14 protein-coding genes are annotated in these 12471 nt (G+C 50.3%); 6 read left to right on the top strand and 8 right to left on the bottom strand.

Annotation, left to right across the window (positions count from 1 at the left end):
• Positions 1-208 precede the first annotated feature (208 nt).
• Both BRO54_RS17375 and BRO54_RS20150 read left to right on the top strand, forming a co-directional pair.
• Positions 209-856: a hypothetical protein gene (locus BRO54_RS17375; protein ID WP_239691292.1), complete on the top strand. Its 648-nt coding sequence runs from the start codon at positions 209-211 to the stop codon at positions 854-856.
• Between the two features lie 20 nt (positions 857-876).
• Entirely contained in the window at positions 877-1053 is a 177-nt protein-coding gene (locus BRO54_RS20150) for a hypothetical protein (RefSeq protein WP_167367388.1), read from the top strand.
• Positions 1054-1179: 126 nt separating this feature from the next.
• On the opposite strand, the gene gndA is transcribed toward BRO54_RS20150, so the two are convergent.
• The 4 genes from gndA to BRO54_RS17355 all read right to left on the bottom strand — a co-directional run bounded on the left by gndA (position 1180) and on the right by BRO54_RS17355 (position 4753).
• Positions 1180-2589 carry an NADP-dependent phosphogluconate dehydrogenase gene (gene gndA, locus BRO54_RS17370; protein ID WP_074044740.1) on the bottom strand — a complete coding sequence of 470 codons (1410 nt, stop codon included), beginning with the start codon at positions 2587-2589 and terminating at the stop codon, positions 1180-1182.
• Positions 2590-2750: 161 nt separating this feature from the next.
• Complete coding sequence (locus BRO54_RS17365) at positions 2751-2942, bottom strand: hypothetical protein (RefSeq protein WP_074044739.1); 192 nt, start codon at positions 2940-2942, stop codon at positions 2751-2753.
• A gap of 82 nt (positions 2943-3024) precedes the next feature.
• Complete coding sequence (locus tag BRO54_RS17360; protein WP_074044738.1) at positions 3025-3510, bottom strand: chemotaxis protein CheW; 486 nt, start codon at positions 3508-3510, stop codon at positions 3025-3027.
• A gap of 118 nt (positions 3511-3628) precedes the next feature.
• Entirely contained in the window at positions 3629-4753 is a 1125-nt protein-coding gene (locus BRO54_RS17355; RefSeq protein ID WP_074044737.1) for a tripeptidase T, read from the bottom strand.
• Between the two features lie 151 nt (positions 4754-4904).
• On the opposite strand from BRO54_RS17355, the gene BRO54_RS17350 reads away from it, so the two are divergent.
• On the top strand, positions 4905-5543 hold the full coding sequence (locus BRO54_RS17350) for a transglutaminase-like domain-containing protein (protein ID WP_074044736.1): 639 nt from the start codon (positions 4905-4907) through the stop codon (positions 5541-5543).
• Positions 5544-5646: 103 nt separating this feature from the next.
• Here the strand turns inward: BRO54_RS17350 and BRO54_RS17345 are convergent, their stop codons facing one another.
• Positions 5647-7197, bottom strand: coding sequence for an acyl-CoA carboxylase subunit beta (locus BRO54_RS17345; RefSeq protein ID WP_066234804.1), 1551 nt, complete (start codon positions 7195-7197; stop codon positions 5647-5649).
• Positions 7194-7619 (bottom strand): methylmalonyl-CoA epimerase, encoded by a 426-nt coding sequence (gene mce / locus BRO54_RS17340; RefSeq protein ID WP_074044735.1) that lies wholly within the window; start codon positions 7617-7619, stop codon positions 7194-7196. The genes BRO54_RS17345 and mce overlap by 4 nt, the downstream gene beginning before the upstream one ends.
• A 153-nt stretch (positions 7620-7772) precedes the next feature.
• Here mce and prli42 point away from each other — a divergent pair, with 153 nt between their 5' ends.
• Entirely contained in the window at positions 7773-7865 is a 93-nt protein-coding gene (gene prli42 / locus BRO54_RS19735; protein ID WP_012820630.1) for a stressosome-associated protein Prli42, read from the top strand.
• Between the two features lie 51 nt (positions 7866-7916).
• Here prli42 and BRO54_RS17335 read toward each other — a convergent pair whose 3' ends face one another.
• Complete coding sequence (locus BRO54_RS17335) at positions 7917-8423, bottom strand: L,D-transpeptidase (RefSeq protein WP_023633510.1); 507 nt, start codon at positions 8421-8423, stop codon at positions 7917-7919.
• Positions 8424-8491: 68 nt separating this feature from the next.
• Positions 8492-9466, bottom strand: a complete 975-nt coding sequence (locus BRO54_RS17330) for an aromatic acid exporter family protein (RefSeq protein WP_074044734.1) — start codon at positions 9464-9466, stop codon at positions 8492-8494.
• Between the two features lie 474 nt (positions 9467-9940).
• Here BRO54_RS17330 and BRO54_RS17320 point away from each other — a divergent pair, with 474 nt between their 5' ends.
• Complete coding sequence (locus BRO54_RS17320) at positions 9941-11809, top strand: hypothetical protein (protein ID WP_074044732.1); 1869 nt, start codon at positions 9941-9943, stop codon at positions 11807-11809.
• Positions 11806-12438, top strand: a complete 633-nt coding sequence (locus BRO54_RS17315; protein ID WP_074044731.1) for a P-loop NTPase family protein — start codon at positions 11806-11808, stop codon at positions 12436-12438. The genes BRO54_RS17320 and BRO54_RS17315 overlap by 4 nt, the downstream gene beginning before the upstream one ends.
• Positions 12439-12471: the final 33 nt, after the last annotated feature.

Genomic DNA, 12471 nt, shown 5'->3' with positions numbered 1-12471 from the left:
ACTGTAAATATATTAAAGGGAAGGAGGAATTTATAGTATTGGTCCATCACTATAACCTGTACTTGACAAGCAATATGTCAACTGGTTAGGAATGTGTCCAACATCCTTATCTCCTTTAATTAGGAATACTTGTAAGACTAGTCCTCTTTTGTTAGCTGAAGGAATGCGAAGGTCAATTAATATCATTCATGAAGGGAGTTTTTTCTTTATGAAGAAACTATTGTCTTCTATTCTTGTTATCAGCTTCCTCTTTATGTCATTTAGTGTTTCGATAGCAGGTGCAGAAACACGAGAGAATAGAGATAGCATGACCAGAAAAAGTAATATATATCAAATCACGTATAACGGGGTTGAAATAATTATTAATTCCCCCGACAACATGATTGCATCAGAGAAAATAACGATCGTAAAGCAAATGATTGATTCAGAGCTACTGCGTTCTTCACCATTTTTCGCCTCAAACAACAACCAAGTGATGCCCCAAGTGATCCCTAATCCAGGCGACGGAACTGTGATTGGAGCTAGATACTATGCTTTTGATAACGATGCCGCTAAATTTGTAAGCAGTGTATTAAAGATGGGATTGACAGCTATTGCTACAGCAGCTGGATATACGTTTGGCCCCGGAGCGGCAACAACCATTGCTTCGATTTGTACATTAGCAGGGGAATATATTAATCTAAAACCATACTGGACAACAGTGAAAATCATACGGTATTACAGTGATTATTATGATCAGTATATATACGACGCCTATCATTTTGTTTACAGCGACAGTAAGCGAACAAATCTGAAACGAGTATACATTTCTGATGATATGATCAAAACGACGGGCAATGTATTGGATACATTCTGATAGAAGGAGAATCCATGTCCATGAATCGAAAAAAAAGATTTGTCTTATTTGTCGCCTTGCTGATGATCATTTTCTTTTTCATCTACATGTTTGAAGAACAAGTGCTGCGCTTTTTAGACTACAAAGTGGTCAAATTGACGATGCTCATTTCTTTAATCACGATTATTGTCGGCGATGCCATTTATCGACGCACGTAATCAGATGCCCAGCGTGAACGGAAAGGTCTGCCGGGCGACGATATCGGGCAACTTACCGGTTGGAGAGAATTTTCATCAAGCACCAAAAAACCCTTAGAACCGCCTTCGGCTCTAAGGGTTTTTCGCTTATTTCAACCATTCCGTATGGAAAATGCCTTCTTTGTCAACGCGTTCGTACGTGTGGGCGCCGAAGTAGTCGCGCTGCGCTTGGATTAAGTTGGCCGGGAGCACCGCGGTGCGGTAGCTGTCGTAATAGGCGAGGGCACTGGCGAATCCTGGCACTGGAATGCCGCGCATCGCCGCGGTGGCGACGATTTCGCGGAGCGCGTCTTGGTAGCGTTCGACAATGTCTTTGAAATACGGATCCAAGAGCAAGTTCGAAAGCGCCGGATCGCGGTCGTACGCCTCTTTAATTTTTTGCAAAAATTGCGCACGGATAATGCAACCGCCGCGGAAGATCATGGCGATATCGCCATACCGCAAGTTCCAGTTGTATTCCTCAGAAGCCGCCTTCATTTGCGCAAATCCTTGGGCGTACGAGCAAATTTTGCTCATATAAAGCGCGCGGCGCACGGCTTCGATGAAGTGGGCGCGGTCGCCTTCAAACGGCTTCACCGCTGGGCCTGCGAGCACTTTGCTTGCTTTCACGCGCTCGTCTTTCATCGTCGAGATGAAACGGGCGAACACCGATTCCGTGATGATCGGCAGCGGCACGCCCAAATCGAGGGCGTTTTGGCTCGTCCATTTGCCCGTCCCTTTTTGCCCGGCTTTGTCCAAAATGACATCAACAAGCGGCTTGCCTGTTTCTTCATCGATTTTCGTGAAAATGTCAGCGGTGATCTCGATTAAGTAGCTGTTCAATTCGCCTTTGTTCCAGTCGGCAAACACTTCGTGCAGCTCTGCAGCATCCATGCCGAGCACATGTTTGAGCAGGAAGTACGCTTCAGCGATCAGCTGCATGTCGCCGTATTCGATGCCGTTATGCACCATTTTGACATAATGCCCGGCGCCGTCCGGACCGATGTACGTCGTGCACGGCTCGCCATCGACTTTGGCGGCGATGGCTTCAAAAATCGGGCGCACGAGCTCATGCGCTTCTTTTTGCCCGCCCGGCATGATCGCCGGACCTTTCAATGCCCCTTCCTCGCCGCCGGAGACACCCGTGCCGATAAAGTGAATGCCGAGTTCAGCGAGTTCTTTATTGCGGCGTTGCGTATCCTTAAAATACGTATTGCCGCCGTCAATTACAATATCGCCTTTCTCCAAATGCGGCTTCAGCTGTTCGATCGTCGCGTCCGTCGGCGCTCCCGCTTTCACCATCAGCAAAATTTTCCGCGGTTTTTCCAAGGCGTTGACGAATTCTTCGATGCTGTATGTACCGACAATGTTTTTTCCTTTCGCTTCTTGCAAAAACTCGTCCGTTTTTTCGCGCGAACGGTTGTATACCGCCACTGAATAGCCTTTGCTTTCAATGTTCAACGCCAAGTTTTTCCCCATGACCGCCAGTCCGATGACGCCGATTTGCTGTTTCGCCATGATTCAACGTCCCTTTCCGTTTTTGTTTGTTCATCAAACAACATACCATACGTTTACGCTTGCCTGCAAGTTTTTCTAAACCGATTTATGAACGAGTCTGCACGACGGATTTGTTTGCCATTTTCATATTGAAAATGAAAGGGGCGCAACGCCCCTCATGCTTAGTAGCCTCCATAGTGCGGGAAGCCGTATGGGGAAAACGGATAGTGGCCATCATGCATCCCGTATGGAAAATGGTGATAGCCGCCGTAGCCCCCGTGCCAATAAGGATAGTAGCCATACGGATAGTGGCCGTAGCCGCCAAAGTACGGCGGATAAAAGCCGCCCATATACGGGCCAAACGGTCGAACCATGGAATGCGCCTCCTCTTCATGAGTTGAAGTTCATTTCCATGATTAGGATATGCGCGGAAGAAAAAACGGTATAGGCAAACACCTATACCGTCTCTCCTGCCCGGGCAGCGGCTTGGGCAGCGGCCACCTGCTCGCGAATCTCCTCTGCCTCGTCCAAATGGGCAAACAAGACGCGCGGGTCAAGCACGGTCAACAGCCGGTCGTCTTGCGCCGCCATCCCGACTACATACGGCGTGCGCTCCGCGGACATCAGTTGAAGCGGTTTAATGGCCTCAGGCTCAATATCGGCGATCTCTTTCGCCTCATCGACGATAAACGCGACCGACAAGCCATCCACAGCGGCGACAATGAGGCGTGTCTGATCCGTTTCCTCAATCGCTCTTCCGTACAACAATTCCCGCATATCAAGCACCGGCACGAGCTCGCCGCGGATGCGCACGACGCCGGCCATATAGTCCGGCATATGCGGAACGGCGGTCGGCTCTGTCATTTTTTCAATCGAGACGACATACGCGATCGAAACGGCGTACTGTTCCCGCTCGACGCGAAAGACAACATATTTGTCCATTCCCCCGCCACCTCTCTCATGATTGAAATCGTGCCTGCTTTTTTTATCGGCCGATTCCGGCTGAATTTTCACCGGATTTCAGCGTCCGAAGAAAAACGAGCATCCAGCCTCGGGATGCTCACTGGCCATTGGCGACTTCTTCGACAATGGCGATGACCATTTCCGTCAGTTTGACCAACTCTTCAATCGGCATCCGCTCGTTCGTCGTATGGATCTCTTCATAGCCGACAGCGAGGTTGACCGTCGGAATGCCGAAGCCGGCGATGATATTGGCATCGCTGCCGCCGCCGCTTCGCTCGAGCTCGCACGGCCGGCCGATTTTCGCCGCCGCCCGTTTGGCAATTTCCACGACATGGTCGCCGTCGCTGAACTTAAAGCCCGGGTACATCACTTCCACCTCGACATCGGCGCGGCCGCCCATTTCCGCGGCGACCGTTTCAAACGCCTCTTTCATTTTCGCCACTTGCGCTTCCATTTTTTCCGGGACAAGCGAGCGGGCTTCGGCTAAAATATCGACGCGGTCGCAGACGATGTTCGTTTGCGTGCCGCCTTCGAAGCGGCCGATGTTGGCCGTTGTTTCCTCGTCGATGCGGCCGAGCGGCATTTTCGCGATCGCTTTCGCCGCAATCGTAATGGCTGACACTCCTCGCTCCGGAGCCACACCGGCATGAGCGGTTTTGCCGTGCACAACCACTTTCAGCTTCGCCTGCGTCGGGGCGGCGACGACGATGTTGCCGACTTTGCCGTCGCTGTCCAAGGCATAGCCGTATTTCGCTTGAATGAGCGATGGGTCAAGCGCCTTCGCCCCGACAAGCCCCGACTCTTCTCCGACAGTGATGATAAACTGGATCACGCCGTGTGGGATGTTTTGCTCTTTCAACACCCGAATCGCTTCCAACATCGCCGCCAAGCCCGCTTTATCATCCGCACCTAAAATCGTCGTCCCGTCGGTGACGACATAGCCGTCCTGAATCGATGGCTTCACGCCTTTGCCCGGCACGACCGTATCCATATGCGACGTGAAATAAATCGGATCCACCCCGTCTTTCGTCGCCGCGAGCGTGCAAATCAAATTGCCGGCGCCGTGCCCGGTTTTCGCGGCGGCATCGTCTTCGATCACCTCAAGGCCGAGCGCTTCAAACTTTTGTTTGAGCACGTTGGCGATTTCTCCTTCATGCTTCGTTTCTGAATCGATTTGCACGAGTTCTAAAAACTCGTCGACAAGACGTTGTTCATTGACCATAGCTTTCCTCCTCCTGTTTATGTATTCCACCTCAAGTATACCTAAATGTTCCGCCAAGAGCCAAACATGCGTCTGGCAAAACACAAGATTGAATTTATATTCAATTATATGTATAATTATTTAAAATTTACTGAATGAAAGGAGCGTTTCTATGCATCTTATTCCTGAATCCGCCCGGTTGGACGATTATCTGGAAGAAACGGATGTTGTTGATTTCTCTCATCCGCTTATTCAACAAACGGCGAAAGAATTGTTTCACAACCTGCAATCGGAAATCGACAAAGCAAAAATGGCCTTTGAATTTGTGAGAGATCATATCGCCCACTCATGGGACGTCCAAAGCACAACGGTGACTTGCCGCGCTTCTGAAGTGCTGTTGCACCGGGAAGGCATTTGCTATGCCAAAGCGAATGTATTGGCGGCCTTATTGCGGTCGCAAGGAATTCCAGTTGGATTTTGCTACCAAAAGCTGATGCTGTTTGACACACCGGATCAAGGGTATTGCCTGCACGCCTTGAATGCTGTTTATCTTCATTCATTGCGCCGCTGGATCCGCCTTGACGCCCGCGGCAATAGGCCTGGCGTGCAGGCGGAATTTTCCCTTGATCAAGAAAAACTGGCGTTTCCTGTTCAGCAGGCATACGGAGAACAAGATTTTCCCATCATTTATACCAAACCGGACGCCGGAACGATCCGCACGCTCAAGACGCATACGGACGCACTCGAAATGTACCGGCGCGGACTGCCGGATCAAATGTCGGGTCCGTATATAGGCGAAAAAATCCGGTGAGCGATTGGAAAGCGCGGCATCGGAAAGAGCCTGACATACGTGAATCCCCGTGCGAAAATGAAGGGCCGAGCAACAAAAAAGGGGCCCCTCGGCCCCCGTTCGTTTACAGCGGAATATTGCCATGCTTTTTCTTCGGCCGTTCTTCGTGCTTATGGCGAAGCATCTCGAGCGCCTGAATGAGCTTGATTCTCGTGTCGCGCGGGTCGATGACGTCATCGATCATGCCGTATTTGGCGGCGACATACGGATTGGCGAATTTCTCGCGGTATTCGGCAATTTTTTGCGCCCGCGTTTCTTCCGGATTCGGACTTTTTTCAATTTCGCTCGCGAAAATGATGTTCGCCGCCCCTTGCGGCCCCATGACGGCCACTTCGGCGTTCGGCCACGCATAGACGACATCGGCGCCGATCGATTTGCTGTTTAAGGCGACGTACGCGCCGCCGTACGCTTTCCGCAAAATGACCGTAATTTTCGGCACGGTCGCTTCCGAGTAGGCGTACAAAATTTTCGCCCCATGGCGGATGATGCCGCCGTGCTCCTGCTTGACGCCCGGGAAAAAGCCGGTGACGTCCTCAAACGTAATGATCGGGATGTTGAACGAATCGCAAAAGCGGATAAAACGCGCCGCCTTGTCGGACGAATCAATGTCAAGCCCGCCGGCCATAAACTTCGGCTGGTTGCACACAAGCCCCACCACTTCGCCTTTGATGCGGGCAAAGCCGATCACGATGTTTTTGGCGAAATCTTTTTGCACTTCCATAAACGATCCGTCATCGACGACTTGGGCGATGACGTGGCGCACATCGTACGGGCGGACGGCGTCAATCGGCACGACATCGGCCAAATCGGGGCGGTAGTCGTCCCCGTCCGGAATCGGGCCAAACGGCGGCTTCTCGTTATTGTTTGACGGCAAATAGCCAAGCAGCCGCCGCACCTCGGCGAGCGCCTCCTCTTCATTCGCCGCCGCAAAATGAGCGTTGCCGCTGATCGTGTTGTGCACGCGGGCGCCGCCTAAATCTTCGGCGCTGATTTTCTCCCCGGTCACCGCTTCAATCACTTTCGGACCGGTGATGAACATTTGGCTCGTTTTTTCGACCATGAACACAAAATCAGTGATGGCCGGCGAATAGACGGCCCCGCCGGCGCACGGCCCCATAATGACGGAAATTTGTGGGATGACGCCGGAATAAATGGCGTTGCGGTAAAAAATGTGCCCGTACCCGTCAAGCGACAAGACCCCTTCTTGAATGCGGGCGCCGCCCGAATCGTTCAAGCCGATGACCGGAGCCCCGGTTTTCGCCGCCAAATCCATGATGTTCGTGATTTTTTTCGCGTGCATTTCCCCAAGCGCCCCGCCGAAGACGGTGAAATCTTGCGAGAACACAAATACGGTGCGTCCATTGATCTTCCCGTAGCCGGTGACGACTCCATCGCCCGGTCCCTTCTTTTCGCCAAGTCCAAAATCGGTGCAACGGTGCTCGATGAACGGATTGAGTTCGACAAACGTTCCTTCATCCAAAAGCAAGTCAATCCGCTCGCGCGCCGTCAGCTTCCCTTTCGCGTGCTGCTGTTCAATTTTCTCATCGCCGCCGCCCAGTTCAATCTCACGTCGGCGGTCATACAGTTCATTGATTTTGTCGTACATGTCGCTCATTGGTGTCCCTCCGTTCGGTTCGTCCGTTCACAAAGTTCGTACAACACGCCGCCGGTCGATTTCGGGTGCATGAAGGCGACGAGCGCCCCGCCGGCGCCGCGTTTTGGCGCATCTTGAATCATGCGGATGCCATGCTCCTTCAGCTCACGGATGCGCTCGGTGATGTCCTCAACGCCAAGCGCCACGTGATGGATCCCTTCGCCGCGTTTCTCGATAAATTTCGCCACCGCGCTCTCTGGCGACAGCGGCTCGAGCAGCTCAAGCTTCGCCTCTCCGGCCTGCAGAAACGCCACTTTCACCTGTTCCGACTCAACTTCCTCGATGCCGAGAAACGGCAGGCCGAGCACATCCGTATAAAACGGAAGCGCTTTCTCGATCGAGCGGACAGCAATGCCGATATGGTCGACTTTTTTCACCTGCATCGTCTTTGTCTCCTTTGCTGCAAAATGATGAGGCCAACGTTTTATTATTCGCCGTTTCGACAAAAAATCCTGCTTTTTTGTTTTTCCTTGTCCGCTCCGCTGCTTCCGGTTACAATAAAAAACAGAACAGCGGACGGGAAGGGGGACGGACCGTTGTCGCGCAAAACGCAAAAATTCGTTGTTTACTTGATGCTCATTTGCATGCTGCTGACGACGCTCCTCGCCGGCATCAGCATGTGGTTTTAAGCGCGATCCGGCGTAAAAAACGCAAGCTCCGAAACCGGAAGCTTGCGTTTTTCATTGGACAGCGCCGTACCGTTTGGCAATGGCGTAAAACGATTCGTTGCTGCGGAGAATGAGCACGTTGGCGCCGATGGGCACCCGTTCATACAGCTGCTCGACATCGCGGTTGTGCATGCGCACACAGCCTTGCGAAACGTAGCCGCCAATCGACGCCGGGTTGTTCGTGCCATGAATGCCGTACGTGCGCCCGTCCGTCCCGCGCGCGTTAAAGCCGATCCACCTTGTGCCGAGCGGATTGTTCGGCGCCCCGCCCGGGATGTTCTTTTTCCGATAATACGGGTGTTTCGCCTTCACCGTCACCGTAAACATTCCTTCCGGCGTCAAATCGGTATTGACCCCGGTCGCCACCGGATAAACGGCTTCGATGCGGCCGTCGCGGACGAGCGCGAGCTTATTGATCGCTTTGTTCACAATCACGAGCGGCTTCGCCTCCGCCGCTGTCTGGAAAGGCGCCCCCAACACTGCGGTTATCACGAGACAAATGGCCAACCATACCCGCATATAAGTCCATCCTTTGCTTGAATGTTTGGCTATAGTGTGCGCCAAAATGGATGGACATATGCCCTGTATCATGCCTTAAGCCGCTGCTGTTTTGGTTCGTTTCCGGGGTGGAATTCGCTTTTGATGATTAAATATCGCTCCAATTCGCGCACTAAATGAAACAACGCCGCCCGCTCTTCAAACTGCTCGCGCGTCTTTGGCAGCGGCATCGCCTTAAACTGTTCGCGCATCTCGGCGAGGCGCCGCAAAAAGCGGTCCGCCGTATTTCCCGGGTGAATGGCATCGCTTAATTCGTCGATAAAATCCGCAATCATCATCCGCTGCTCGACCGTGTAGACGAGCGACGTCACAAGCGGAAGCATATGCTCAATGATTTCCAACTGCCGCTCGCGCATGCGGAAGTAGCGGACATATTCATCCTCATTCCGCCATAATTGGTTGTCGGCGTGGCGCATGGCGAGTTTTTTCGCTTTTTCGAGCGTCTCGGCGGCGAGCGGAAGCTCTTTTCCGTCCCAATCGAGTTCATTGGTGCGCAAGTAGCGAACGATTTCTTTTAAAATGATGCGGAACAAATCCTCAACGATGCGTTGGTACTCTTTGAGCTGCTTCTCGACGCTTGGCATGTACATATTCATAAGCAGCGCCACACCAATGCCAACCGCCACCAGCAAGATCTCATTGGCGACCAATCCCCACGTGATTTCCTTGGCCGCATACAAATGCAAAATAATGACCGAGCTTGTGGCAATGCCCTCGTTCACCTTCAGCCTGACGGTCACTGGAATGAACAGCAGCAGCAACAGCCCGATCGTCCACGGATGATAGCCGAAGACGGTAAAAAACAACGCCGCAAACCCGATCGCGACAACGCACGCCGCAAAACGAGCCCGGGCGGTCTCAAGCGACCGCTTTTTCGTCACTTGGACGCATAAGATGACGATAATGCCAGCGGAAGCGAAGTTATGAAGACCGATGAGCTGAGCGATGGCAATCGCCAGCGCCGCCCCCACCGCCGTTTTCAATGTCCGATAGCCGATTTTCATCGCGAGTCTCCTTTGCCAATGGTTGCCGACTTCATTGTACAGATGACGGCGCTTTCGATGCAAGGAAAAACAGACAATACTTGGCTCACATGCACACCCGTCCCGAAGCCCATCTGCCCAAACAGCCGCGAAAGGGCAAAAAAAGGCCGCCCTCAAGTGAGAAAGCGAACCGGCTAAATCCGGAGGCGCGGTTTATGAGTGGGCTTTTTCGTAAATCGTTTTCCCTTCACCCTCGATTTCGCGCCTGATCGCTTCGTTCAGCGCGTCGAAAAAAAGCACGTCGCACAATGGACACTCCCTACACCTAAAGACGCAAAATTTGCCAAAAATCGTCATCATGACAATACGATTTTCCTATTATTTGTGAATATACTGTGAATTTCCATGTAAAAGGTTGACATCTTCTTTTTTTTTTCTATAATGCCATTGAATTTTACAAACATTTCAAATTGATGATCAGAGAGGGCATTCCATATGAAATGGGTGTTCATTTCAAGAATGGCGTCCCGCTTAAAAGCAGAAGCCATTTTCATATTCGTATTTTCTGGGGTTTTGATGTTTGTTTGCCTCAATCCCCATACCATCAATCCAGCCGAATGGATCTTATATACGAAGTACTTGGTTCCGATTGGAATGGCGGTCTGGCTGCTTTTCAGCTTTCGTTTGCACGTTTCCTTGTTCGCCTCAACGCCGATTCACTGGATCGCGATGAACGACATCATGCCAAACCCGCAAAAGATCGTCTTCTGCCAAGCTTTGATCGCATTTATTTGTTTTTTCGCTTGGCAACTGGCCTTGGCCGGGATCATCGCCGGTGCGGTGGTGATCAACTATTCAGCGGGTTGGGATCTTTTCACCTTTCTGTTTCCATTGTATTTGATTCATTTTCTTCTACCATTTCTATGGGCGTGGATGATCGGATTGTCCACAAGCGCTGTTTACGCCTATCATTCTCCGAAAAAAGCGATGTTGCTCGTTGGTGTGTTTGTTTTGTGGATCATCGTGCTGTTTTCTTTGGAATATCGCAACCCATCCTTCTCCTTGTGGGCAAACCATCGTTGGCCTTACATTGACCCGTTATTCAGCCTAACCTTTCAAAAAGAACGCGTGCTGATCAAGTTGGCGTATATCCTTTCTTCCATCGCCGTTTATGGCGTTTTTCGAAGCATGCGGCGATCCTTCGCGGGGCTCGCGGCTAGTGCGATTTTCCTTACTTTCGCAACAAGTTTCCTTCAACATGCACAATCAAAATTCCAGTTGGATGACATTCTGTTGGCAAACGACGTCAAACTTTATCAACAAATCAAACATCAGGATCAAACCAAGAACATCCCGTTGCATGGATATTGGAAAATCAAGGAGATCGAGGTGAATCCGAAATCCACGTATCCGATCAAAGTCACACTCTCTCTGCATCCGAAAGAACGCACCGTTCGTTTTTCGATCAACGAGCAATTTCAAATCGATCACATCCAAGGCGGAGGGAAGCGTTTACCCTTTCAACAACAAGGAAACGTTGTTCAGGTGGAGACCAACGGTGCGCCATCCATGACGATCTATTATCAGCATACGTTCGGCTCAACCTTTTATCCGTTGACATCGGGCGTCACTTTGTTGCCATTTGAAGCCAACTGGTATCCGCAATCAGTGGATTCAACGCTTTACGATCTCGACTCATCCGGAACGCTTCATTCCAATGTGGAAACGAAAACATGTACACGGGTCAAAATGATTGTCGGAAAGGAAAAGTACCGTTGGCGTGGGGACCATCCCCTTTGTCTCTCCATGATCAACGGTCCTTACAAACAAATTCAAGTGCAACATACTCGTTTCCTTGTTTATAAACCGTTTCTCACCACAACAAGAAATTATATGGAGTTGAAGCGTCAACTCGTTTCCATCCGCAATGAGCTATGTCACGTATTTCCGGATCTTGCAAACATAGATTACTGCACAAAAGAAGTCAAGAGCGTCTCGATCATCCCGAAAAGCATCAACACAACAAATCTTTCGCTGTATGACAGCACGATGGCTGACGGAAACTACACGTTTTACATTGATCCGTTCTTGGACGTCAATGGCAGCCCGGTAACCAAACATATTCAGGAGTTGGCTGCGTTTTTCATCCCATACCGATTGTTCGAAAACGAACGGCTCAGCCTCTTCGCCGGCTTGTATTTAATGGAAAAACTACATATTCCATCTATCGGATATGGAAACAGGATAGCGGAAAAATCCTCCATCGACTCAACAGCGTGGGAGCACTACATGGCATTATCGATGAAAGAAAAAGAAAAAATATTGATTCAACTAGTGCAAGAAAGGGGGAGAGGAGACAAATGATGGAATTAAAACACGTGACCCTCAAGCACAATCGCCAACTTATTTTGCATCATTGTTCCGTCAATCTTCCTTCTCAATCTATCATTCTAGCCAAAAATCACATTCGCACAGATATTGTCGCTAAAGCGTTTGCCGGCTTTCATCCTATCGATGGAGGGGAAATCCATTTCGATGAACAGGCAACAAAAAGAAAGGAAAAATCGAATAAAACCGTATTTTTCGTGATTCCTGAGAACTACCATCAACTGTGGAGAAACTATCGTTTGCAAGATATTTCGATATGGCTGAACCGGCCATTTCAACAATCGGCGCTATGGAAAAAATATCGCCTCCCTTCCCATGCATCAATCGATTCATTCACTATGTTTCAACGGCTGATTTATCTTGTTTCCCTTGGACAGTCACTGAATCGCACAGTGTTCATTTTCGATCAGCCGACTAAACACTTTGACTTCGAAGACTTAGAACAGTTTTATTATTTCTTAAAAGATGATTTTTCGAATGCACATTATCTCATCTTTACAAATCGAATAGAAAAAATATTCACAATGCTTCCTAAACCCATTTATCAACTTGATTCTACCAAATTACTACCCTTGAAAGGAGGTGAGAAGGATGGTTGTCAATAAGGCACGTAAAACGAAAGCTAAGGGGCTACCACC

This window comes from Geobacillus proteiniphilus, assembly GCF_001908025.1.
Lineage (GTDB): Bacteria > Bacillota > Bacilli > Bacillales > Anoxybacillaceae > Geobacillus > Geobacillus proteiniphilus.
Note: the sequence above shows the minus strand (reverse complement) of the source record. Positions and strands in the feature narration are given on the sequence as shown.